The organism is Kitasatospora sp. NBC_01250, assembly GCF_036226465.1.
Classification (GTDB): domain Bacteria; phylum Actinomycetota; class Actinomycetes; order Streptomycetales; family Streptomycetaceae; genus Kitasatospora.
Genome location: NZ_CP108476.1, coordinates 96,483 through 118,053 on the forward strand (window position 1 = coordinate 96,483; position 21,571 = coordinate 118,053).

The following is a 21,571-nucleotide window of genomic DNA, read 5'->3' on the forward strand; positions in this document are numbered from 1 at the left end:
CGACCTGTTCCCACCCCAGGTCGACGAGGCGTGCCACAGCGAAGCGACCGCAGACCGGGCCGTGTGCGCGACCAGCGCGACGTGTTCGGCCCCGTCTCCCTCCGCCCCGACCGCCTGGCTGCAAGCCGACGAGACCAGAGGCCGCACACCCGCATCGCGCACCGGAGGGCGTGAACGACCAGGCCTGGTCGTGGACATCAATGGCACCCTGGTCACCTGCCACTCCGAGGGGGAGCAGTGCGCCGCCGTCTACAAACGCGGCTTCGGCTATCACCCGATGCTCTGCTTCCTCGACAGCACCGGCGAGGCCCTCGCCGGCATCCTGCGACCGGGCAACGCCGGGGCGAACACCCCGGCCGACCCCGGGGAGTGGTGACGTGTCGTGTCGTCGCTCTGGTGGAGGCCGGAGATGCCGGCGGTCGTGGGGCTGCTGGAAGAGCATGAGCTGACCGCTCGCCGGCGTGTCGCAGCACTGCGGAAGGAGGCAGACCGTTTCCAGGCCGAGTTGGTCGTGGCCGGGCAGGGGCCGGACCATCGCCCACTCCGCATCCGACATGTCCGTCGGACAGCGGCGCCCACCCACCCCGTGGTCGCCGGCGTTCCCGAACCGGAGTCACACGCGAGAGTTGCCGAAGTGGACTCCACCCCGGTGATGCCGTACGCGTGCGACACCAGGGCCTCCTGGAGGGCTCGTCGGCTTCGACACCATTCGAGCTACCAAGAGGCCCTGCTCTCATGCACGGTTGTCGCCACACTCACCCGATCGAGACTCCCGTCCGGCCGGCGCTACCCCTTCGAAGGAGTTGGCGTGTGGTGGACCGTGCTGCGAACGCACGCGGTCAGGCGCCGCCTACTGGTTGAAGACGACGGAGCGGAACTTCACATTTGCGCCGCCGTGGCCGCCGCCCGACTTCAGGGGGAAGGACTCGCCCTCGCAGTCGACGTCGGTGTACACCGTCGCGATCGAGTTGGTCCGGTTGCGAGGGGAGTATGCGGGCGTCGAGTCCGGCTTGGCGGCCTCTTCCAGAGTGATGCAATAACGCGCCCTCGGGTCGCGCAGGTAGCCTTCGAGGGTCTTGCCGTCGCGGTTGTACGTGAAGAAGAACTGGCCGGTCGCGGCGTGGGCCGAGGTCGGCAGGCTGACGGCGAGCGTGAGCGCGCCCAGGGCAACGGCGAGAGAAGTACGGAAACGCATGGAGGCATCCTTGGAGTTGGGAGTGGGGCTTTCCTCCCAAGGTGTCCTGTTCGGCGAGCTCTCAGAGCCCGTACGTTGCTCTGTCGCTCGTTTGGGCCACGCCGAATCCGCCAAGTGGCGGGCGTCCATACTTTCGGGTCCTCACTGCTGTTGTCTGAACCGCGGTGGGCGCGGGGACAGCCGTTGTTGTCGGACCGGCCGCCCGGTCGGACGATGTCCACAGTGATACGAGTCCTTGACCAGCATGAGCGCGTTGCAGGGCACACCTGGGGGGCACTCGAGAGCCAGAAGTGCCACCGACCGGCGCGAACCACCGAAAGTGGTTTCGCCTGGTCAACGGCACTTCCCGGTCGAACCCGCATGTCACGGGTTTGCGGTGTCGAAGGATCACCTCTTCGAGCCGCCACAACTGAACTCATGTACAGCGAGATCGGTACAGCAACGGCTTCTGGAAAGTCACCGTCAGCACGGCCGTCCGGTCAGGAACATGAAGGGATCTGACAGATCGACCGGACGAGCCCGCCGACAAGTCGCCCGGACACGCGCTCATCACCGCGGGTCGCGGCCGTCCCAGATGACAGGTCAGATCAGATCCTGCCTCTCGGCGCGCTACCGCAGGGACGGCCGGCCGGGTTCCCCGCCGCCGAGGGAGCGTGTCGTGTCGCTCGGAGCATCACGCGGGTAGGGCTCAGCCCTTCAGCTCGTGGCACAGGTTGAGGAAGAGATCGACGTTGGGGATGTCCGCCGCCGCGCCGGGCCCCACGGCGAGCAGCTTGTTGATGCCGTCGAACGACACGCGGCCGTCGTTGGTCCTGATCTTGACGATGTCCGACCACGCCACCGTGCGCTTGTGGTCCGTCAGGCCGTGGCGGTCGGCTGTGAAAGGGCCGAAGTCCACGGTCTCGCCCCGCGCGATGCGGGTGAGCACCCCGGGCAGCTGCGCCCGGGTGATGCCGCGCAGCAGGTAGTCACCCCAGTCGCCCGGGTACTGGAACGGCGCGCCGCTCACCAGTTCGGTGATGCCGAACTGCTCCTTGTGCCGTTTGAGGAGGGTCCGGGTGCCCAGCCCGATGTTCAGCGCGTTGCCGCTCGGGTCGATCAGGGTGTAGCGGGCGTCCACCAGGCCGCCGTTGACGCTGCGGTAGTACCGCAGTGCCCGTGTCGTCCCCCAGTCGTACGCGGCCTCGAAGCCGTCGAAGCTGCTCACCACCAAGCCACCGGTGTAGACGTAGAGCCGCCACGCCTGCCACTTGCGCTGCTTCCAGCCCTGCTTCGAAGCGAACGTCCTGACCCATTCGCCCAGACCGCGGCGCCCGGCGAGCACGGCGGCAGACGTGCTCGGCTGCTCGGAGAAGACCTCGTCCATGTGGTGACCCCCTGATTCGACTACGGATCAAGGTAGTTCAAGCCCCGCCGCGGCCGATAGCCCCCCGGACTCGGGCCGTCGCGACCAGGGCGGTGCTGTAGCCGTCCGCTCTCCCTTCTCAGAGGCGTTGTGTCCGCCGCCTTGGCCGCCGATGGGCCCGGTCGCCGAGACCGGACAGAGCTGGCTGGACTTCACCTGCTGATTCGCCGTCACCACACGCGATTGGGTGACGGATTGGCAAAGCCTTGGTCGGCGATGTCCGAACCGGCCCCGCGCTCCGGCTTGGCGTGGGTGAAGAGGTCTTCCGCCGTCCTCGACCAGGAGGTCACCATGCTCCACATCCCCGACCGCCTCTGGCTCCAGCCGGTGCCGGCATGAGTACCGCCCCGCTGCCCGGGATCCAGGCGCTCCTCGACAGCGCCCACCAGGCGGTGACGCTGGCCCCGTTCCTCGGCGCGGCCACCCTGGCCGTGACCGGGGTCTGGGCCGCTGTGGCGCGGGGACACATCCGCAGGGCCTGGGCCGCGCTCGCCGAGCGCTCCTCGGAGCCGCCGACCCCGTCGACGCCTGGCTGCGCACGCGCGCGGGCAGCGCGTCAACCGCCTGACATGACTCCCCTCCTGAGGGCTGTCCTGTGACGTCGGGGTCTCAGGCTTCGGACGTCGGTCGGCGTGCCCAGCGGAAGATCAGCCGGTCGGCAACGCCGGGGCCTTGCTGCTGCGCAACCGGGCGATTCAGCGGCGGTCTGCCGGGGCGCGCTGGCATTCGTACTCGACTCGGTGCTCCTCGCGGCAGTGAGGATACGCACGGGCCGCCCGGGCGCGAGGCTGCGCCGGGCGGCCGCGGTGCGGGTGGCCGGTGCGGCGTCAGGTGACGCTGCCCTGCGCGTCGACCATCGACTTCACCGCGCTGTCGAAGTACGGGCTCTGGTTCCAGCCGGAGCAGTCGATGGCGGACATCACACCGTTGACATAGCCGATGCCACTGGAGTCGTCGAACTGCTGCAGCCAGGGTCCGCCGCTCGCCCTGCCGCCGAACATGCAGTAGATCCCGATGGTCCCGCTGAAGTAGCCCTGCGCGGTGGGGCCGGTGCACCACTGCTGGATCTCGCCGCCGCTTCGGTCGGTCGAGTAGTCGAGGATGGTGACGTCCACCTTCTGCGGGTAGTTCCAGGAAAGGCCCTGGCCGCCGGTGGCGTCCACCAGGCGGGTGCCGTTCAGCGGCCAGGTGGTCACCAGGCCCACGTCGCGGCCGGGGGCACTGCTGTCCATCCAGGCGTTGAAAGTGCGGAACTGCTTGGCCGCGAACGTGCCGAACGGACGGTCCCCGGAGCGGTATCGGGGTGCGTAGGTCCAGTTGGTCATCCAGGTCCTGCCCTGGCCGCCGTGCACGCAGGAGCCGGCCGTGATCACCATCTGCTTGGAGGGGCTGTTGAGCGCGCTGCCGCTGCAGACATAGTCCTTCCCGTCACTCGGGTCGGTGAAGAACACCTTGCCGACCTCGGCGGACTCGGTGATCAGCGGGGCCCTCGTCCCGGCCTGGCTCGGGACGGTCGGCGCGACCGGTTCGATCCTGCCCGCCTCGCCGGTCGGCACGGCAGCGGGGGCGGCGCTGGCGGCGGGAGGTGTGCCGGGCTCCGGCACGTCGCGCGGGATCGCGTTCTATCCGTTCGGACGTCCAGTAGTCCTGCACCTTGCCCGCGGCGGCCGGCGAGTCGACGATGGTCCCGTCGGACAGCCTCGCCGGGGAACTGCTGCTGGTGGTCGCGCTCTGCCGGGCGGCCGACGCGGAGCTGCTCACCGACGACACGGCGGGACCGCCCGTCGGCTTGGCTGCGGCACTCCCGGCACCGGCGAACAGCAGGACGGCCGCCGCGGCCAGCGAGAGCACGGCGCCCGGTCGCGGGAGACAGCGCTCCGCCGGGCCGTCCTCGGACACCGGATCGGATTGACGCCATGTCAACTCGGGGCGCACGGCCCACCTCCAGAAGAGTCAGTGGTCTCCCCCACTGACGGCCACGCTAGAGGGTGGGCCGGGCCCGGGGCCGGTTCAGCTGGTCCAGTAGGATTGGCAAACCGGCACTCGGGCTCGGCCGCTGCACGCCGACCGCGGCGGGCGTGGTGACGATGCGACAGGGCGACGCCCATTCCCCGGGTGGCGCGCTGCTGATGAGGTGGATCGCCATGGTCGCGTTCGCCGCATGCGGCGGCGTGGGCCGCAACCGGCCAACACCGTCGGGCAGTGCGGCATAGCGGCGACGCCTGCCGCGTCGGGGTTGGGCGGCGGCGTCGCGATCTCCCCGAGGTCCCGCTCGCCCGGTCCGCCCCGACCACCCCGTGGAGCTGCAGCGGCCGCGTCGCCGCCGCTCCGTGCTGTCCCGTGCTCGCTTGTTTCGGGCGCCTGGCGATTGCGGCCGTCAGTCGCGGTATCGGCCGCTGCGCAGGCCGGGGCGATGACAGCTGCTCGCGGCGCGTGTGAAGCGCGATCGCCGGGTATGCGCAGGGTCCACGGCGGGTGAGTCCACGCGCCATGAGGGTGCGGCGCTGCACCCTCCGGTCCGGCCGCAGGAGCAGTCATGGCAGAGAACGGGATACCGGCCCCGCACGGTGCGGGGATGGAGCCACGGTGGAGCACTGATCAGACCCTGGTCAGGAGCCGAGCAGCAGCGCGGGGCTGGCACATGGTGTGGGAGCCCGAAGGCCGGAACGGCGGTGCGGGCGGCCGGCTGCGGCTGACCCGGCCAGGACGAACCCTGGTCGCGCTCTTCTCCCACGACGGGGAGTTCGCCTACGGGCGGGCACTGGGCGCAGGCAGCGGCCGGCTGGAGCTGCTGCTGGCAGAGGTACTGGACGCGTTGGAGGAGGACGGCACGGCGGCCGGGACCGACAGCGGGCAGGCGGCAGGCGGGCGAGGGCGGCGGGCCGGGCCTGCACCGACCGAGACCCCGCCGGCGGAGGGGAGCACCACGGCCGGGATCTCGGTGCCCGAGCCGGTGGAGCTGCGGCAGGCGTGGGGGCCGTGGCCGCTGGTGGTCATCGGCTTGCTGGTGCTCTGCGTGGTCGTCTTCCTGGTCGCTCGCATCTTCGCCTGGTGAGGTGGGCGAGCCCGCCGAACGACGCTTGCGATGAAGTCGGCTCGAGAGAGATTCGCGCGTGAAATCGCGTATTGCGACACAATCATGCGTGTCCTCGCCCATCACCCTTTGCGCACTCTCGGTCGCACGATGAGCGGACACGGCGTTCTGCCGGCCCGCCGAGAAAACCCCTTGCGAGTGCCCCGTATCGGATGTCTGATTGGTCGGCCACCGATCAGGAGACTGAACATGCGTAGGTCGCTTCCCGCCCCTTCGTTGCACACCGCTCGCCTCCGACTGCGTGCCTTCGAAGACGCGGATGCGAACGACCTCTTCGCACTGCACAGCAGCGCCTACGTGCTGCGCTACTGGGACGCGCCACCGTGGAGCGAACGCGTGCGCGCCGAGCAGTTCATCACGGCTTGCCGGCAGATGGCACAGGAGGGCACCGGGGCGCGGCTGGCCGTGGATCGTGTCTCCGACGGGGCGTTCATCGGCTGGTGCAGCCTGAGCAGGTGGAATCCGGACTACCGCAGCGCGTCGCTCGGCTACTGCTTCGACGATGCGGCCTGGGGCCACGGCTACGCGACCGAGGCCGCGCGCGCCCTACTGCGGTGGGCATTCGACACGCTGGACCTCAATCGCGTCCAAGCCGAGGCCGATACGCGCAACGTGGCATCTGCCCGCGTGCTGGAGAAACTCGGTTTCGTGCGGGAAGGGACGTTGCGGGAGGACTGCGTCGTCAACGGCGACGTCTCCGACTCGTGGGTCTACGGGCTGATCAGGCGGGAGTGGCGGCTGTCGGCGGGTTCATGACGACGTTCCTTCTGGCTGGATGCATCGGGCATCATGGTCGACGGTCGCAGGGCAAGGCGAGAACGTGTTCTGCAGGTGTCCGAGATCGGGCGAACCCCGCTGACGGAGCTGTGGCAGCGGCGGTGGGCCGACTGTCCCCCCGTGGCTCACCAGCTCCGCGGCCCGTACCGGGAGGTGTGGGTGCGTTTTCACAGCCTTCCCGAGTCGAAGCGGTACGCGCAGGACGATCACGAGTACGCCATCGTCCTGGACCGCTACAACACGCCGGGCCCGGTCCAGCCGGCCGGCCTGCGGATACAGATGCACATCGCCGCGATACCGGCGAAGGCGAGGAAGTGCTCGGCCTTGCGTTCGCTCGGCCCGGTCGCTTCCTTCGAGTTCGATGCCGCCCCTCCTCGGCCGCGCCACGGAAAGCTCACCCCGAGTGTGGGCATCGTCGGTGTGCTCGACTCTCGAAGCATGGCAACAATCGTCGTGCTGCTTGAGCTGGAGCAGGATCAGGCTCTTGGTCCGGATGGTGTGGAGCCGGTGGTGATCGCAGTGCACGCAGCGGGTGCCGACCCGGACGTGCCCGAGGATCCGCTTCCGCGCACTCTCTGCGGGCTCGAAACCGAGCCGATGGAGCACGCCCACTACCGGCCGGCTCGACCGGGCGAGCCCTGGTATCCGCCAGGACTGTCCGACCGACGCTGCCACGCATGCGAGACGCTATTGAGATCGCTCTGAGGCGATGCCGGTCCCTGGGTGGCTGGAGGGACGCGGTGGGCGGCCGGAGGGCTATGGCCACCGGCAGTTGCTCGGTGGAGCGCGTCGACGGATATCGAGATGCACCTGGGCCGCACGGTCCGCGAGGCAATGCCGTTCCTGGACGCCGCCGTGGTCGAGGCGTCGATGCGCCTGGTCCGCTCAGTCCTCGTTGCTCTGCAGCATCTCCTTGACCTTGGCGATGGCGAAGCCCCAGCCCTGCTGCACCGTCGGCTTTCCGGGGACGGCCAGCTCCTGAGGATTGGTCAGGACGTCCAGCAGGACCGGCCCTGGGGTGTCGAAGGCCCGGCGGACGCTGTCCTGGAGTTCGGCGGGGTCGGTGACGCGAATGCCGGTGAGCCCCAGGGCGGTGGCGACCGCGGCGAAGTCCGGGTTGTCCAGCTCGGTGCCGAACTCGGTCAGTCCGGCCTGTTCCTGCTCGAGTTTGACCATGCCCAGGCGGCGGTTGTCGAAGACCACGAGCTTCACCGGCAGCTGGTAGGTCCTGATCGTCATGAGGTCGCCGAGCAGCATGCTCAGGCCGCCGTCCCCGCAGAACGCGACGACCTGGCGGTCCGGCGCCCACAGCTGGGCCCCGAGGGCCTGCGGCATGGCGTTGGCCATCGAGCCGAGATTGAAGGAACCCAGCAGGCGCCGCTGCCCGTGCATCGTGACGAACCGGGAGAGCCAGACGGTGGCCATGCCGGTGTCGGAGGTGAAGATCGCGTCCGCGCTCGCGCAGGCGTCCACGGCGGCGGCCAGCGCCTCGGGACGGATCTCGTGGCTGCGGTTGTCCAGCGCGCTGCGCAGCCGTCCGAGCAGGTGCCTGTCGTGGCCGGGGTCGGCGAGGCGCTGCTGCGAGGCGCGCCAGCTGTCGAATCGCTCCCGGGTGGACTCCAGGTGGGAGCGGTCCTTGGCGGCGTCCAGGTGCGGGAGCAGTGCCCGCAGGGTGGCGCCGACGTCGCCGGCCTGGCCCGCGTCGACCGGGATCCGTCGTCCCAGGTTGCTTTCCTGAAGGTCGATCTGGACGACTTTGCAGTCGGTGGGGTACCAGTCGCGGTAGGGGAAGTCGGTGCCGAGCATGATCAGGGTGTCGCAGGTGTCGAGGGCGTAAGCGGCGGCGGGATTGCCGATCAGTCCGGTCTGGCCGACCTGGTACGGGTTCTCGCCCTCGAAGCCCTCCTTGGCCTTGAGGGTGAGGACCATCGGCGCGGCCAGCCGTTCGGCCAGCGCCAGGACCTCCTCGCGTGCGTCGCGGGCGCCGCGCCCGACCAGCAGGGTGGCCTTGGAGCCCGCATTGACGATCTCGGCCGCCTCGCGGATACCCGGCTCATCCGGGCGGGTGACGGGACGGGTACAGGGGAACCGTGCGGGGCGGTCGTCGGTCAGCTCCTGGTCGCCGAGGTCCCCGGGCACCGTCAGGACGGCCACGCCGCCTTCGCTGATCGCGGCGCGGACGGCGGCCTCCAGCATGCGCGGCATCTGGTCCGGGGAGGTGACGGTGTTGCGGTAGACGGCGACGTCGCGGAAGAGCAGGTCGTTGTCGACCTCCTGGAAGTAGTCGCTGCCCAGCTCGGCCAGGGGCACCTGTCCGGCGATGGCGAGGACCGGGGTGCGGCTCTTGGCCGCGTCGTAGAGGCCGTTGAGCAGGTGCACGGAGCCCGGGCCGACGGTGCCCATGCACACGCCCAGGCGTCCGGACAGTTGGGACTGCGCGCCGGCCGCGAACGCGGCGGCCTCCTCGTGGCGGCAGCCGACCCAGGCGACGCCGTCGGTGGTGCGGATGGCGTCGGTGAGCGGGTTCAGCGCGTCGCCGACGACGCCGAACACATGGCGAACGCCCAGTTCCTGCAGGGCGTCGACGATCACTTGGGCAACGGTGCGTGCCATGGGCGGGTCCTCCGGTTCATTCGGTGAAGCACGGCCTCGTGTTCACGCTTCTCATTCGGGCAGGTCGCCCAGTCACGCGGTGAAGTGGTCGGGGTGCGCGGCGTGCCAGTCCTGGGCCCAGGCTTCGGGGGCGTCGTTGATGAGTTGCCCTGGGGCGAGCTGCGGGTACAGCTCGGCGTAGGAGCGGATGGTCTGCGGGTCGATCCTGCGCTGAAGCATGTGCGGGCGCAGCTGGGACGGTTCGTCCACGCCCATGGCCGCCATGATCTGCAGGGCGCTCTTGACCGTCGCCGCCTGGAAGCGCTCGACGCGCTGCGACTTGTCGCCGACGTCCAGCGCCCGGGCCCGGCGCGGGTCCTGCGTGGTCACGCCGGTCGGGCAGGTGTTGGTGTGGCAGCGCTGGGCCTGGATGCAGCCGACGGCGAACATCATGGCCCGGGCGGCGTTGGTGTAGTCGGCGCCTTGGAGCAGCCGCTTGACCACGTCGCCGCCGGTGGCGACCTTGCCGCTGGCGCCGATCCGGATCCGGTCCCGCAGTCCGGCCCCCAGCAGAGCATTGTGGACGGTCATCAGGCCCTCGGTCAGGGGCATGCCCATGTGGTCGGCGAACTCCAGCGGGGCCGCGCCGGTGCCGCCCTCGGCGCCGTCGACGATGATGAAGTCCGGGGTGACGTCCTCCTCCAGCATGGCCTTGCAGACGGCGAGGAACTGGCGGCGGGAGCCGATGCAGAGCTTGAAGCCGGTCGGCTTGCCCTCGGCCAGTTCGCGCATCCGCGCGATGAAGCGGACCAGCTCGCGCGGTGTCGAGAAGGCCTTGTGGTACGGCGGCGAGACGACCGTCCTGCCCTGCGGGACGCCGCGGACCTCGGCGATCTCGGCATTGACCTTCGCGCCGGGCAGGACTCCGCCGATGCCGGGCTTGGCGCCCTGGCTGAGCTTCAGTGACACGCACTTGACCTGCGGGTGGGCGGCCTTCTCGGCGAACTGCTTCTCGTCGAAGGCGCCGTCCTTGGTCCGGCAGCCGAAGTAGCCCGTGCCGATCTCCCACACCAGGTCGCCGCCGGGCCGCAGGTGGTACTCGGAGAGCCCGCCTTCGCCGGTGTCGTGGGCGAATCCGCCCAGCGCAGCACCGGTGTTGAGGGCCAGCACGGCGTTGGCGGACAGCGACCCGAAGCTCATGGCCGAGACATTGAGCAGCGCCATGTCGTAGGGCTGGGAGCAGTGCGGGCCGCCGATCCGCACGCGCGGCGGGTCCGAGCGCACCGCGCGCGGGGCCATGGAGGGGAGGAGGAACTCGCGGCCGCTCTCGTACAGATCGAGTTCGGTGCCGAACGGCTCCTCCGCGTCGGTTCCTTTGGCCCGCTCGTAGACGATGCTGCGGGTGTCACGGTCGAAGGGACGCCCGTCGACGTTGCGCTCGACGAAGTACTGCTGCACCTCCGGACGGATGCCCTCCAGGGCGAACCGCAGATGGCCCAGCACCGGGTAGTTCCGCAGGATCGCGTGCCTGCGTTGCAGCAGGTCCCATCCCGCCAACAGCAGCACGGCCACCAGCGGACCGGCCGCCAGCCACCACCACGGCGACACCAGCGCAGCCGCCACGACAGCGACGACGGCCACGCAGCCCAGCAGAGCAACCCACATTGTTTTCAGCACAGCCACCGTCTAACCCGAATCACGGCGGCCAAGCCACCTTCGGCGCCGCAGACCCCCCGGAAGCGGCCCGGGCCTGGCCCGTCGGGTCAGGCGTTGTCCGTGCGGGGGAAGACGTACTCGTCAAGGACCAGGCCGAGCGCGACCGTGGCCGGCACCGCGACGAGCGCGCCGGCGAGGCCTGGCAGCGCGCCTCCGACGAGGACCGCGATCGCCGAGGTCAGCACGTTGCCCAGCACGGCCGTTGGAGGCACGATGACCTCCCGGCCCCGCGATCGGGCAGAACCCCGCCGACCAGGCGGGCGGTCAGCTCACACCCCTGGTACGACAGATCGCCCGGGTGCAGATCAAAGCTCGTCGAACGACCTCGCGAATCCTGACCCGGTTCGGGCCCCGTCCCGGGTCACGGAATGGCGGGTCGCTCGGGTCGGTAGACGGTCAGGCCCCTGGCGGCGTTACTCAGCCGCAAGCGGTCGGGGGCCTCCACGATCTCGCCGTCCAGTGACATGTGGGTGACGTCGTGAAGACTCGTGAGGTCGAGTGCGGACAGTCGCGCCGCGCGGTAGACCCGGGAGCGGGCGAGAGTGCCGGAGAGGAAGGCGGCGACGAGCCTGGTCCGGGCGAACGGGTGACTGCCGTCCACCACTCGGATGTCGAGCTTCCCCTCGTCCAGCGCGCTGCGGTGGCTGGGGGCGAGGCCCGGCGGGTCGTAGGATCCGTTGCCCGCGAAGAGCAGCCACACCTGTCGGGGCTCTCCCGCGACCTCCATCCGGACAGGCTCGGCAGTGGCGAGCACGCGGACCAGTGCCACGGCCAACGCCGGCCACTTGCCGAGACGCTTCTCCAACTTCTCTCTGATGCAGACGAGTTCAGGATAGACGCCCAGGCTGAAGGTATTGAGGAACAGGTGGTTGTCCCCGGAAAGGGATACCCGGCCCACGTCCACGGCGGCGCCGCTGCCGGCCTCAACCGCCTCGGCCGTCGAGCGCAGACTGTGCGTCCCGAGGTCGACCGCGAAGTGGTTGAGGGTGCCCCCGGGGAACACCGCCAGCGGCAGGCCCCGCTCGGACGCCATCGAGGCGGCCAGGTGGACCGTCCCGTCCCCGCCACACACGCCCAGCGCCCGGCAGCCTTCAGCGGCTTCGGCCATCACCTTCGCCAGGTCATCCTCGTGGCCGCACACCCGGATGTCGGCCGCCGGCAACAGCTCGCGCAGCTCGGCGACCACGCCGTCGGGGTCGGCGTCAAAGCCTGGCAGGAGCGAGCTGCCCGATCTGCTGTTCACCACCACACTCAGTCCTTCGCCACGTGGTAGCGCCGGGACGGCGACGCCCGGCCGTGCGGCGCTGGCCGGGCTGTCGGCCCGACGAGGCCACCAGCGCAGCGTGAGTGCGGCCATCGAGGCGCCGAGAGCAGCCCCCGCGATCACGTCGCTGGGATAGTGCGCGCCGACGTAGACCCGGGAGGCCATCACCGCGCCCGCCACGGGCGCCGCGATCGCGCCCAGCGCCGGTGACTCCAACGCGAGACCAGTGGCGAAGGCGGCGGCCGACGCCGAGTGCCCCGACGGGAAGGACGTGGTGAAGGGCTGCCGGGCTAGCCTGCGAACCAGCGGTACGTCGTTGAGCAGCGGCCGTTGACGTCTCGTGACGGACTTCGCCACCAGGTTGGCCGCCGCCGAGGCCAGGAGAAGCGATCCCACGCCGCGCAGCGCGGCCCTGCGAGCGGCGCGGTCACCACTGGCCGCCAGCAGCCCCGCCGAGGCCGTCCACAGGACGCCGTGGTTCGCAGACCGGCTCAGCCGGGGCAACCAGACATCGACGCCGCGCAGTCGTGCGCGCGCCACCCGCGTGAAAAGCCTGCTGTCGAGTTCCGCGATCCGTCCCATGACTGCTCGGCTACCCCTCTGAGCGCTCCGCATGCACGCGCCGACAAGTACCGGCGACACGAGCCCGCCTGATTGACACGCAGATGGCTCAGGTCTCGGCGACGAGCCGGGCCCGGCCCATCCACCAGCACTCCTCCCCCGCTGCGGTCCCGTTGCCGAACCAGGACCGGTACTGCCAGGGCTTGAGCGCGTCCTCGCGCAACCAGCGGCGCACCGTGGACGCGGAGGCGGTGTCGGTGATCCCGCGCGCGGTCAGCTCGGCAGCCAACTCCGGGCAGGACCAGCGCGACAGCGGCACGCCGGTCTCGGCGGGCAACTGGCAGGCCAGCGCCTTGGCGAGTCGAGTTTGGACAGATCCGGGTAGTCGGACCTCCGTGCTCTCCTCGGCTCAGCCGGCGTGAAGGATCCGGAAGCGATCGGGTTCCGCCGGATCTCGATCAACGACTTGGATCGGCGTCCCAGCCCATTGCCAGACGCTGGTGCCCGGCGCGCGGGAGAACTGGATCTGCCCGCGGGTGCCTACGACCGCGACGCGCGGCCAGGCTGCGGCGATGCGTGCCCGGTCCGCGCCGTGAGAACGCAGCACATCGGCGAGGACGGTGACCGTGTCGTAGCCCTCGAAGGCGACGAAGGAGAGCGCTTCGCCCAATTGCTCGCGCAGGGCCTTCTCGACTCGTGCACCGAGTGGGCTGAGGCCCTCGGGCGGCAAGTAGCGCAAGAACGGGACCCCGGCGCCGTCGTCGCCCAGCGATGTCGCCCATTCGGCGAACTCCGGTTGCCCGGCCGGAGCACCGATCAAGATCTCGGCGAGGCGCTGGTCGCCGCGGACGGACTTGACGATCGGCACTGCCGGATCCGGGTGGCCGACCAGCAGAAGAAGGGCCGTCGCCCGATTGTCGGCGAGTTCGTCGCACACGTCCGCGGGGGTGAGCGCACTCATGTCGAGTTCGACGACGGTGCCGCCGCGTGCAGCGAGGTGGTCCCGCACAATGCGGGTACCGGTTGCCCAGTAGACACTCGGCTGGGCCGCTACGGCGATGCGACGGTGGCCCGTGCCGAGGAGGAAGTCCGCGTAGACCTGCCAGCCGCGGGACTGCGGCGGGGAGAGGCGCGCGACCCATTCCGTCGGCTGTTCGGTGAGCGCGTCGAGAACCGCTGAAGAGCAGAGGAACGGCAGGCCGAGGGCGTCGGCCCTGCCGGCAGCGGCGCGCGCGACGACGCTGTGATACTCCCCCGCCAAGGCGGCCACCCCCAGGCCGGCCAATTCGTCCACGGCCGCCGCGGCCCTCTGTGGATCAGCCGCGGTGTCTCGGACCACCAGCTCAAGTGGTCTTCCGCCGATCCCGCCGACTTCGTTGACTTCGCGAACGCCCAGCTCCAGTCCGGCGAGCAAGTGCTGGCCCGCCTCGACCCAGCCGGGCCGAGTCAGCGGAACGAGAGCGCCGATCCGGATGGACGATCCGTCAGTCCGCTCCGCCCCAGCCGGCGATGGCGACGTACTCATGCGTGGCGTCTCCCTTGTGACGAGTCGGTGCAGTCCGCCCGGTGCGCAGAGCGGCAAGGCCCGGTGGTACGCGTTCATCTCATCTCGCCGTGGCGGGCGCACCTAAATGATCACGCCGGACATTGCATCCACCACCATCGCCAACTGGCAACCGATTATTTCCAGGTGCCCCCTGACTGCACCTGCGGCCTCCACCTCGCCGGACCGACCCTGCGATCCTCACTCCGCCTGCGCCCTGACCTCACGTCAACCCCCGAAGGACTTCCGGCGTCGTCGACCACCAAGTGATCGATCTCGGCATGCCCAGCTTCAGCCAGATCGCGACACGGATCAGTACGGCAGGAGGGCCGTCAAGTCAACCAATCGACCCAGCTCAGGAGCGGTCGGTGGACGTCAGCTTCTTCGGCGCCCACGGGCACGTTCCGTTGCGCGTGGCCGGCGCAGAGCGGGAGCATCTCCCGCTCTGCTTCCCGGTGGATGAGGTTGTAGTGGTCCTGCATCGACACGGCCCGGGTCCAGCCGTTCAGGTCAGCCAGGTACAGGGCCTTGGCGAACTGCCAGGCGTACATGGAGGAGGCTCCGATGTAGCGGACCTTCCCGGACTTGACCACGTCGTGCATCCGCCCGGTGAGGGTCGCGGCGCTCGCGACGGCGCCCCTACCAGCGGGATCTCTTACAGGAAATGTCGGATCGGTGCCGTGGAGGCCTCGAGCACGCGTCGGCCTGCGGAGCGGCGACGCCAGCGCGCCGGGTCGAGGGGTTCACTGCGGGCGAGGTCCTCGTCGAAGTGCTGGTCCAAGCGCGCGGTGAACCTCTCGTCGACGGCGGCGAGCATGATCTCCTCGTCGTGGTCGAGGGAACGGCGGTTGAAGTTGGTCGACCCGACCAGGGTGGCGATACCGTCCACGGTCAGTACTTTCGCGTGCATCATCGTTGGCTGGAACTGCCAGATCTTCACGCCGCACGCGGTGAGTTCCTCGAAGAAGCGCTCGCCGGCGAGCTGGCACACGCGCTTGTCGGTGTGCGGCCCGGGCAGCAGGATCTCCACCTGCACGCCCCGGGAGGCCGCTGTGCAGAGCAGGTCGATGAAGTAGTGGTCGGGGGCGAAGTAGGCGGTTGCGAGACGCAGCCGCTCCTGGGCGGAGGTGATGACGACGCGTAGCAGGGTCTGCATGTCCTGCCAGCCCACGCTGGCCGACCCGCGGACGACCTGGACGACGGCGTCGCCCGGCTGTTCGTGTTCGCCGAACCGGTCCGCCGCGTCGTAGAGCGCGTCCTCGCGGCATTCGGCCCAGTTCTGGGCGAAGGCGGCTGCGATGCCGTCCACCGCCGGCCCGCGGACCTGGACATGGGTGTCGCGCCACGCCTGCGGGTTGCGTGCGTCGCCGCACCATTCCTCGGCGATGCCGACGCCGCCGGTGAATGCCGTTCGGGCGTCGATGACGAGGACCTTGCGGTGGCAGCGGTGGTTCTGCTTCAACGGGGAGAGCCAGGCCGGCCTGCGGAACCAGGCCACCTGGACGCCGGCGGCGTCCATCAGGTCCAGGAGGTCCCGTTCGATCAGGCGGCTGCCGAAGCCGTCCAGAAGCAGTCGCACCCGGATGCCCTGCTGTGCCTTGCTGGCCAGCGCGTGGGCGAAGTGGTGGGCGATGTCGCCGCGCCAGTAGACGAACGTCGTCATGTCCACGGTGTACTGGGCTTCGTGAATGGCCTGGAGCATCGCGGGGAAGATCTCGTCCCCGTTGCGCAACGGCACGAGCTCGTTGCCCTCGGTCGCGGCGATTCCTATCAGCCGCTCCAGGCGCCGCCGCAGGGCCTGCTTCCGTGTGGCGAGATCCTCCGAAGGCTGGTCGGTGGGCCGGGTGTCGCTCTCGTGCAGCACGTGTTCTCCCTACATGGTGGTGGCAGCATCATCGAATCAGCGGCCGGAACGCGAACTGTGTTCTGTCCCGGCCCGCCTGGCCGACTGGCCGTGGTACACCCCCGGACCGGTGAGTGCGCTCGGCGCCGCCTGAGGCGCTCCCGGGCACGCGCCTGGGTCCGACGCGTGTGCCCGGGAGCGCCTCAGGCCCGCCAGCTGTCGGCCGCGCCGAGCAGGACGAGCAGCGCACACATGCCGACGTTGACCATCCGGTACGACAGGATGACGGCCGCGAACTCGCGGAGCATCGCGCTGGGCCAGTAGTACGCCGCCGTGGGCGCGCCGAGGACCTGACCGCGCACGCCTGCTCTACGGGCGGTCAGTGCTGACCGCAGCACGTGGAAGTTGTTGGTGACGATCACGCACCGGTAACCCGGCCGGACCTGTTCCATCAGGGACCGGCTGAACTCCAGGTTCTCCTCCGTGCTGGTCGACCGGTCCTCCTGCACGATCTGCTTGAGCGGCACTCCTCGTGAGATCAGATAGTCGGCCATCGCCTGCGACTCCGGGCTCCGCTCGTCGGACCCTTTGCCACCGGAGACGACCATCGTCGGCGAGCTTGCGCGCGCGCTCTGCGACCGGTGGACGGCGAGTCCGCGGTCAAGTCGGCTGGCCAGCAACGGCGGTACCTCGGAGCCGTTGATCAGCCCCGAGCCCAGGACGACCACGAAGTCGACCGAGCGACGGACGGTCAGCCGTCCGTAGAGGAGGGAGTAGCCCACGAAGCACAGCAGGAGGAACGAGAGGTAGCCGACCGGCAGCAGCACGACTGCCGTGGCAATGTGCAGTGGACGGCTGTGGGCTCGTACGGCAACCAGAACCAGAGCGATGAGGGTGAAGACGCCCACGCCGGCCAACAACGAGAGCAGATTGGCCGGCTGGCCGCCCTCCTTGCGGATCATCGTGATGCCGTTGGCCACCAGGATCGTCGCGGTCACCACGCTGGCCACCGTGGCGACGACCGGAAGCGCGCCGCTTGCCATGCGCGTCAGGGCGGTCGGAAGCCGGTCGAGTTCGCCCAGCAGGCCGACGGTCAGGAGCGCGAACGCGAGGCCGAGGAGAACCCCGTTGCCGAAGCGGCGCCGGTCGCGACGGACACGGAGACCGAAGAGCGCGAGGAACAGTACAGCCAGGAGGTATGCGGTCATTCAAGGGATCCTGTGAACGTTCTACCGGCCGACGGAGGACGGCGCCGACTCTGTGGGACCGGCCCTTTCCCGAGCAGCCGCACTCAGGCCGGCCCCGGGTTGGCGTGCGGGGGACCGGCGTCCGGGCCTTGGGCCGAATCGTGCGAACGGCATTCGGGCGGCCCCGGGTTGCGGTTCCGCCGGTCGCCGCTGTCCGTCGGCTGCAGCTCGGGGGGACCAGGGTTGACGTGCGGTTCGTCGTCGGCAGTGCGCTCGGGCCCTGGTTCCGGGGGGCCGGGATTGATGGGCATGCTGTTCTCCCGTCGGGTCGGCGACCATTGCGGCGCCCGGCACACGGACCGGGACGCCGGTTGTACAGGCACCTGAGGTTGTACAAGCACCTGACCGTTCTTGACGGCGCCAAACACTCGGAAGCCCGTTCGGCGCCTTCTCCCGCACTGCGCTGCTCCTCGTGCCGAGAGTGGGTCCGCTGCTGATCCGCGGGCCGCTCGCGTCGGCGCGGATGGCGCGGTTGGCGCGGTTGGTGCGGTTGGTGCGGTTGGTGCGGTTGAGGCGGTTGGCGCGGTTGGGGCGGCCGGACGAGGGTGACACGTCCGTCGTGGCGCGGCGTTCAATCCCCCGGTCGGCTGCGCCCGTCCCCGCCAGCCGACCGGCAACGCAACGGCTCACGACCCGTCAGGTGTGAGGCGCGGCATTCGGGGCAGCCAAGGACGCGTCGGCCGAGAACAGCTCGGTGGGCACCTATGAGAAGGGGAACAAGCATGAGCAGCATCGACATCTGGGAGTTCCGCTCGACCTCCGGCCAGGTCCCCGGCACCGACCTGGTGGACTTCCACGTCGAGGCGACCGACGGGCCGATCGGCAAGGTCGACAAGCACTCCGACGAGGTCGGTTCCCAGTACCTCGTCGTCGACACCGGCCCGTGGATCTTCGGCAAGCACGTCCTGCTGCCCGCCGGAACCGTCGTGCGGGTCGACCAGGAGGACAAGAGGATCTACGTGGACCGGACGAAGGACGAGATCAAGAACGGCCCGGAGTTCGACAAGGACAAGCACCAGGACGCCGACGCCGGGTCCCGGGAAGCGTACGGCAGCTACTACGGCCCGTTTTACGGCGGCCTCACGTTCTGAGTCGCAGCACGCGCGGATGGGCAGGGGCCAGGACCGGCCCGGTGACGCGCGGCAACTCTGATGCCGCCACCAAAAACACCCCGTGCGCTGGTCCGTTGCCGCCCGATGGCTCTACCGCTGGGATGTGAGTTGCTTTGTGGGACCGACGACCAAAGCCCATGGCGCACGCCGTCGGCGGGCTCAGCGGGAAGGCGGCGGAGCGGGGGGTGGTCGCGGGGATCGACGGTCCGGGCGAAGACGCCTCCGCGTCTGCTTCCCGCGAGGCCCCCGCCTGGCCCGCCGTCTACTGGGCGGCATTGCGACGTACACCGGTAGCTGTGTGGGAGGAGAACCTCACCGACTGGGCAGCCGCGCTGACGTACTACACCGTGTTGGCCCTTTTTCCGGTGCTTCTCGTCGTCCTGTCGGTATTCGGTCTGTCCCAGCCGGCGTCCACTGCCGGCGTGATCGGGCACATCGCGGGGGCCGCGCCGGTCCAGTCGCGGGAGCTGCTGAGCAGCGCTCTGCAGGAGATGACCCAGCAACGGTCGGCCGCCTGGCTGCTGACCTTCTTCGGCACGGTCGGGGCCCTGTGGTCGGGATCCAGCTACCTCGGGGTCTTCCGTCGAGCTCTGTACGCCATAGAGGGATTGGACAGTGACCGACCCGTTCGACGAACGGCTCCACGGATCGTCCTCACGGCGTTGGTGCTGGTGCTGTTGCTGGTGGTCAGCGCGCTGGCCCTGGTGTTCACCGGGACTCTGGCCCGCCGGGTGGGCCGGCTGTTCGAGTGGGGGAACGCTCCGATTGCTGTCTGGGATGCCCTGCGGTGGCCGGTTCTCCTGATCATCGCCGTCACGCTGGTACTGGTCCTGTACCGCTCGGGCCCGGCAGTCTCGAGGCCGGTACGGCGCATGGCGCCGGGCGGCGCGTTGGCGGTGGGCCTGTGGCTGGCATCGTCGGCCGGATTCGCTCTGTACGCATCTCAGACGGGAACGTACCGCCGCCTGTACGGCTCGCTTGCGGGCCTGGTGGTGTTCCTCGTCTGGCTGTGGATCTGCAACCTGGTGCTCCTGATCGGAGCCAAGTTCAACGCCGAGCTGATCCGGCCGACCGCGGGGAGCGGCCCGATCCTGGGGCCCGGTACGCGGGACTGCGAATGCCGCTCGGCAAACGCTGCCGGAGACAACCCCGCCCCGCCTGGTTGACCTGTGGCGGAGGGGAGTTGACCGCCGATAGGCCAGGCTTACTCGCCGTAGACATTCTGATCGCCCGGCGTTGTGGCAGTGCCAGCCAGACCCGTCAGGCCTTGCGCGGCCGCGATGCCCTGGCTGCCGGCCGTGGCGGCGGGGAGTGGCGGCGGGGAGTGGCGGAGGTCAGCGGGCGGTGCCGATGGTCCGGTCTGCGTACTTCGTGCCATCGCAGCAACTGCGTGCGCTGCGCACGCTTCGCATTGACCCTATCACCATATGCGTGCGCAGCGCACGCTAATCCGGGGCGGAAGAGCACGTGGACGACCTCACCGACCTGCCCGCCATCTGATCCCCCAGGCAACCTGCGTCCCTGGCGGCGGTTGGCCGCGCCATTTTCGGACAGACGCCAGGCAGCCGCGTCCTCACGGCGGTCGCATGTACCGGGAGATCGTTATGGTGAAGATCTTTTACAAGCCGCTCGGATTGCTGTTCGGCGCCCTCGGTGGGGTCATCGCGGGTGCGGTCTTCAAGCGCCTGTGGGCTCTGCTCGGACATGAGGCGGAAGCACCCCAAGCCACTGACCAGGACCGCACCTGGAAGGAAGTCCTGACCGCCGCCGCCCTGCAGGGGGCGGTGTTCGCGCTGGTCAGGGCCGCGATCGACCGCAGTGGCGCGGTCGGAACCCATCGCCTGACCGGCACATGGCCCGACTGACGCCCCGGCCCCGGCAGGTATCCACCGGCGACGCAGGAAGGCAAGTCCGTTGACGGAGTTCGACCGTGAGCAAGCCCACCGGAAGTCCAAGGACCTCTCGCATCTCAAGGACGAGGTCGACGAGAAGAACGAGGAACACATCGAGCACGCCCGGCACGACCAGGCTGGAGCCGACCGTCCTGCCCCTGAGCAGGATGCTGCCGGGCGGCCGCAGCAACCCCCGGCCGACTGATCAACCGAAGTCGAGCCGCCCGATGGCAAGAGCGGCGGGGCGGAGCGGGGCGTTCGCGCGTCATGCCGCGAGCGCGAGTGCCTGCAAGCGGTCCGCGCGCAGTCAGGTCCGGCAGCGAAGGGAGTGAATCCTTCTCCGCACCGGCGGAGAAGTGCATCGGCGGGGGGAGCCAACAACGGAGTTCATCATGATCGCTCTCGGAGTCATCCTCCTCGTCATCGGATTCGTCACCGGTATTTCCATCCTGTGGACCATCGGCATCGTCCTGGCCCTCATCGGCCTACTTCTGTGGGTCATGGGCGCAGTGGGCCACGAGGTCGGTGGTCGCCGCCACTACTGGTGAACACCGGTCGGCTGCACACCTCGAGACAGCATCGCCGCCGGGCCCGGGACGGCTGGGGCACACCCGCCTTGGTCGCTCCGGGCCCGGCGACGGGCGGTCGGCGTCGACGCCCGCGCCGCCAGCCCAAGCCCGGCGACGGCTGGCGCGTCCAGGCGTCACCGGCCTGCGTCGCCGCGGCCCGGGTTCAGTCGGGCGGCTCCGGCGGGCGGGGGCTGCCCGGCTGCGGTAGGGCCGCCGGCTCCGGGCCGGGCTCGGGCGGGCGGTACGGCTCGGGCGGTGGTACGGGTGAGCCGGGTGGCGCCGGCGGGTCCGGTGGCACCGGCGGCTCCACCGGCGCGGGCGGGCCCGGGGGCCTCACGGGTTCCGGCGGTAGCGGCGGTTGCGGGGGCTGGGGCGGCGGGACCGGGCTGGTATCAGGGTCGGGCGGCACGGGAACGGTGCCCATGATGGTGGGGATCCTATCGGCCGAGGGCATCTTCGAGTTCCTTCTTGTTCATCTTCGAGCGGCCGTGGATGTTGCGCTGCTTGGCCTCGTTGTACAGCTGGTCCTTCGTGGGGCCCTGGGCGCCGCTGTGCGAGCGCTGGCCGCCACGCCGGGAGGACGAGATGTCCTGCAGCGAGCTGCGGCTGGCGGTCTTCGATTCACCGTGCCGGGCGCGTTCCTTGTTCACCGTGCGGGCGGCGATCTCCTTCGCGCGCTTCTCGCTCGCACCGCGGTCCAGTGCGCTGTCCTTGATGTGCTCGTACTGCCGCTCCCGCTTGGGGCTCGATCCGCTGGGCAC

At 69.9% G+C, this 21,571-nt stretch carries 23 protein-coding genes and 1 pseudogene; 11 read left to right on the forward strand and 13 right to left on the reverse strand.

All coding sequences use genetic code 11. The features are described from left to right. Nucleotides 1-190: 190 nt before the first annotated feature. Nucleotides 191-376: a hypothetical protein gene (locus OG500_RS00450; protein WP_442906984.1), complete on the forward strand. Its 186-nt coding sequence runs from the start codon at nucleotides 191-193 to the stop codon at nucleotides 374-376. A gap of 474 nt (nucleotides 377-850) precedes the next feature. Here the strand turns inward: OG500_RS00450 and OG500_RS00455 are convergent, their stop codons facing one another. Next, nucleotides 851-1,195, reverse strand: coding sequence for a hypothetical protein (locus OG500_RS00455; RefSeq protein WP_329575134.1), 345 nt, complete (start codon nucleotides 1,193-1,195; stop codon nucleotides 851-853). Between the two features lie 688 nt (nucleotides 1,196-1,883). After that, nucleotides 1,884-2,561, reverse strand: a complete 678-nt coding sequence (locus OG500_RS00460; protein WP_329575137.1) for a DUF6585 family protein — start codon at nucleotides 2,559-2,561, stop codon at nucleotides 1,884-1,886. A 374-nt stretch (nucleotides 2,562-2,935) separates the two neighbouring features. On the opposite strand from OG500_RS00460, the gene OG500_RS00465 reads away from it, so the two are divergent. Continuing rightward, the gene (locus OG500_RS00465) at nucleotides 2,936-3,199 is read left to right on the forward strand and encodes a hypothetical protein (protein WP_329575143.1); all 264 of its coding nucleotides are present in this window, start codon (nucleotides 2,936-2,938) and stop codon (nucleotides 3,197-3,199) included. Between the two features lie 228 nt (nucleotides 3,200-3,427). Here the strand turns inward: OG500_RS00465 and OG500_RS00470 are convergent, their stop codons facing one another. Continuing rightward, nucleotides 3,428-4,204, reverse strand: coding sequence for a trypsin-like serine peptidase (locus tag OG500_RS00470; RefSeq protein WP_329575149.1), 777 nt, complete (start codon nucleotides 4,202-4,204; stop codon nucleotides 3,428-3,430). A gap of 50 nt (nucleotides 4,205-4,254) precedes the next feature. On the opposite strand from OG500_RS00470, the gene OG500_RS00475 reads away from it, so the two are divergent. From OG500_RS00475 to OG500_RS00490, 4 genes are all read left to right on the forward strand, one after another. After that, complete coding sequence (locus tag OG500_RS00475; protein ID WP_329575152.1) at nucleotides 4,255-4,512, forward strand: hypothetical protein; 258 nt, start codon at nucleotides 4,255-4,257, stop codon at nucleotides 4,510-4,512. 624 nt (nucleotides 4,513-5,136) lie between these two features. Next, nucleotides 5,137-5,655, forward strand: a complete 519-nt coding sequence (locus OG500_RS00480) for a DUF6480 family protein (RefSeq protein WP_327064322.1) — start codon at nucleotides 5,137-5,139, stop codon at nucleotides 5,653-5,655. A 228-nt stretch (nucleotides 5,656-5,883) separates the two neighbouring features. Continuing rightward, complete coding sequence (locus OG500_RS00485; protein ID WP_327064323.1) at nucleotides 5,884-6,450, forward strand: GNAT family N-acetyltransferase; 567 nt, start codon at nucleotides 5,884-5,886, stop codon at nucleotides 6,448-6,450. Between the two features lie 141 nt (nucleotides 6,451-6,591). Continuing rightward, nucleotides 6,592-7,176 carry a DUF3885 domain-containing protein gene (locus OG500_RS00490; protein WP_329575156.1) on the forward strand — a complete coding sequence of 195 codons (585 nt, stop codon included), beginning with the start codon at nucleotides 6,592-6,594 and terminating at the stop codon, nucleotides 7,174-7,176. Nucleotides 7,177-7,356: 180 nt separating this feature from the next. On the opposite strand, the gene OG500_RS00495 is transcribed toward OG500_RS00490, so the two are convergent. From OG500_RS00495 to OG500_RS00535, 9 genes and pseudogenes are all read right to left on the reverse strand, one after another. Beyond that, the gene (locus OG500_RS00495; protein WP_329575159.1) at nucleotides 7,357-9,084 is read right to left on the reverse strand and encodes a thiamine pyrophosphate-dependent enzyme; all 1,728 of its coding nucleotides are present in this window, start codon (nucleotides 9,082-9,084) and stop codon (nucleotides 7,357-7,359) included. A 72-nt stretch (nucleotides 9,085-9,156) separates the two neighbouring features. Beyond that, the gene (locus OG500_RS00500) at nucleotides 9,157-10,728 is read right to left on the reverse strand and encodes an FMN-binding glutamate synthase family protein (RefSeq protein ID WP_329575162.1); all 1,572 of its coding nucleotides are present in this window, start codon (nucleotides 10,726-10,728) and stop codon (nucleotides 9,157-9,159) included. A gap of 98 nt (nucleotides 10,729-10,826) precedes the next feature. After that, nucleotides 10,827-10,991, reverse strand: coding sequence for a hypothetical protein (locus OG500_RS00505; protein ID WP_329575164.1), 165 nt, complete (start codon nucleotides 10,989-10,991; stop codon nucleotides 10,827-10,829). A gap of 149 nt (nucleotides 10,992-11,140) precedes the next feature. Further along, complete coding sequence (locus OG500_RS00510) at nucleotides 11,141-12,625, reverse strand: bifunctional phosphatase PAP2/diacylglycerol kinase family protein (protein ID WP_329575166.1); 1,485 nt, start codon at nucleotides 12,623-12,625, stop codon at nucleotides 11,141-11,143. Nucleotides 12,626-12,713: 88 nt separating this feature from the next. Further along, nucleotides 12,714-12,941: a hypothetical protein gene (locus tag OG500_RS00515; protein WP_329575168.1), complete on the reverse strand. Its 228-nt coding sequence runs from the start codon at nucleotides 12,939-12,941 to the stop codon at nucleotides 12,714-12,716. A gap of 72 nt (nucleotides 12,942-13,013) precedes the next feature. Beyond that, nucleotides 13,014-14,129, reverse strand: coding sequence for an ABC transporter substrate-binding protein (locus OG500_RS00520; RefSeq protein ID WP_329575169.1), 1,116 nt, complete (start codon nucleotides 14,127-14,129; stop codon nucleotides 13,014-13,016). A gap of 403 nt (nucleotides 14,130-14,532) precedes the next feature. After that, nucleotides 14,533-14,833 (reverse strand): annotated as a pseudogene (locus OG500_RS00525) (aldo/keto reductase); the annotation flags it as partial. After that, entirely contained in the window at nucleotides 14,803-16,011 is a 1,209-nt protein-coding gene (locus OG500_RS00530) for a phospholipase D-like domain-containing protein (protein WP_442906985.1), read from the reverse strand. The gene OG500_RS00530 and the pseudogene OG500_RS00525, both read right to left, overlap by 31 nt. Nucleotides 16,012-16,193: 182 nt before the next feature. After that, nucleotides 16,194-17,198 carry a YdcF family protein gene (locus OG500_RS00535; protein WP_329575172.1) on the reverse strand — a complete coding sequence of 335 codons (1,005 nt, stop codon included), beginning with the start codon at nucleotides 17,196-17,198 and terminating at the stop codon, nucleotides 16,194-16,196. 761 nt (nucleotides 17,199-17,959) lie between these two features. On the opposite strand from OG500_RS00535, the gene OG500_RS00540 reads away from it, so the two are divergent. The 5 genes from OG500_RS00540 (at nucleotide 17,960) to OG500_RS00560 (ending at nucleotide 20,789) form a co-directional block, all read left to right on the forward strand. After that, the gene (locus OG500_RS00540; RefSeq protein WP_329575175.1) at nucleotides 17,960-18,328 is read left to right on the forward strand and encodes a PRC-barrel domain-containing protein; all 369 of its coding nucleotides are present in this window, start codon (nucleotides 17,960-17,962) and stop codon (nucleotides 18,326-18,328) included. A 158-nt stretch (nucleotides 18,329-18,486) separates the two neighbouring features. Continuing rightward, nucleotides 18,487-19,515, forward strand: coding sequence for a YihY/virulence factor BrkB family protein (locus tag OG500_RS00545; RefSeq protein ID WP_329575178.1), 1,029 nt, complete (start codon nucleotides 18,487-18,489; stop codon nucleotides 19,513-19,515). 420 nt (nucleotides 19,516-19,935) lie between these two features. Further along, complete coding sequence (locus OG500_RS00550) at nucleotides 19,936-20,214, forward strand: DUF4235 domain-containing protein (protein ID WP_442906986.1); 279 nt, start codon at nucleotides 19,936-19,938, stop codon at nucleotides 20,212-20,214. Between the two features lie 49 nt (nucleotides 20,215-20,263). Further along, complete coding sequence (locus OG500_RS00555; protein WP_329575181.1) at nucleotides 20,264-20,446, forward strand: hypothetical protein; 183 nt, start codon at nucleotides 20,264-20,266, stop codon at nucleotides 20,444-20,446. 187 nt (nucleotides 20,447-20,633) lie between these two features. Next, a complete protein-coding gene (locus OG500_RS00560; protein WP_327064334.1) occupies nucleotides 20,634-20,789 on the forward strand; it encodes a DUF6131 family protein in 156 nt (51 codons plus the stop codon). A gap of 458 nt (nucleotides 20,790-21,247) precedes the next feature. On the opposite strand, the gene OG500_RS00565 is transcribed toward OG500_RS00560, so the two are convergent. Beyond that, nucleotides 21,248-21,571: a plasmid stabilization protein gene (locus OG500_RS00565; RefSeq protein ID WP_327064335.1), complete on the reverse strand. Its 324-nt coding sequence runs from the start codon at nucleotides 21,569-21,571 to the stop codon at nucleotides 21,248-21,250.

Coding starts and splice junctions, on each gene's coding strand:
- OG500_RS00480 (WP_327064322.1), top strand. CDS start 5,137: ATGGCAGAGAACGGGATACCGGCCCCGCACGGTGCGGGGATGGAGCCA.
- OG500_RS00545 (WP_329575178.1), top strand. CDS start 18,487: ATGGCGCACGCCGTCGGCGGGCTCAGCGGGAAGGCGGCGGAGCGGGGG.
- OG500_RS00460 (WP_329575137.1), bottom strand. CDS start 2,561: ATGGACGAGGTCTTCTCCGAGCAGCCGAGCACGTCTGCCGCCGTGCTC.
- OG500_RS00540 (WP_329575175.1), top strand. CDS start 17,960: ATGAGCAGCATCGACATCTGGGAGTTCCGCTCGACCTCCGGCCAGGTC.
- OG500_RS00465 (WP_329575143.1), top strand. CDS start 2,936: ATGAGTACCGCCCCGCTGCCCGGGATCCAGGCGCTCCTCGACAGCGCC.
- OG500_RS00500 (WP_329575162.1), bottom strand. CDS start 10,728: ATGTGGGTTGCTCTGCTGGGCTGCGTGGCCGTCGTCGCTGTCGTGGCG.
- OG500_RS00495 (WP_329575159.1), bottom strand. CDS start 9,084: ATGGCACGCACCGTTGCCCAAGTGATCGTCGACGCCCTGCAGGAACTG.
- OG500_RS00535 (WP_329575172.1), bottom strand. CDS start 17,198: ATGACCGCATACCTCCTGGCTGTACTGTTCCTCGCGCTCTTCGGTCTC.
- OG500_RS00510 (WP_329575166.1), bottom strand. CDS start 12,625: ATGGGACGGATCGCGGAACTCGACAGCAGGCTTTTCACGCGGGTGGCG.
- OG500_RS00485 (WP_327064323.1), top strand. CDS start 5,884: ATGCGTAGGTCGCTTCCCGCCCCTTCGTTGCACACCGCTCGCCTCCGA.
- OG500_RS00520 (WP_329575169.1), bottom strand. CDS start 14,129: ATGAGTACGTCGCCATCGCCGGCTGGGGCGGAGCGGACTGACGGATCG.
- OG500_RS00560 (WP_327064334.1), top strand. CDS start 20,634: ATGATCGCTCTCGGAGTCATCCTCCTCGTCATCGGATTCGTCACCGGT.
- OG500_RS00455 (WP_329575134.1), bottom strand. CDS start 1,195: ATGCGTTTCCGTACTTCTCTCGCCGTTGCCCTGGGCGCGCTCACGCTC.
- OG500_RS00550 (WP_442906986.1), top strand. CDS start 19,936: ATGTACCGGGAGATCGTTATGGTGAAGATCTTTTACAAGCCGCTCGGA.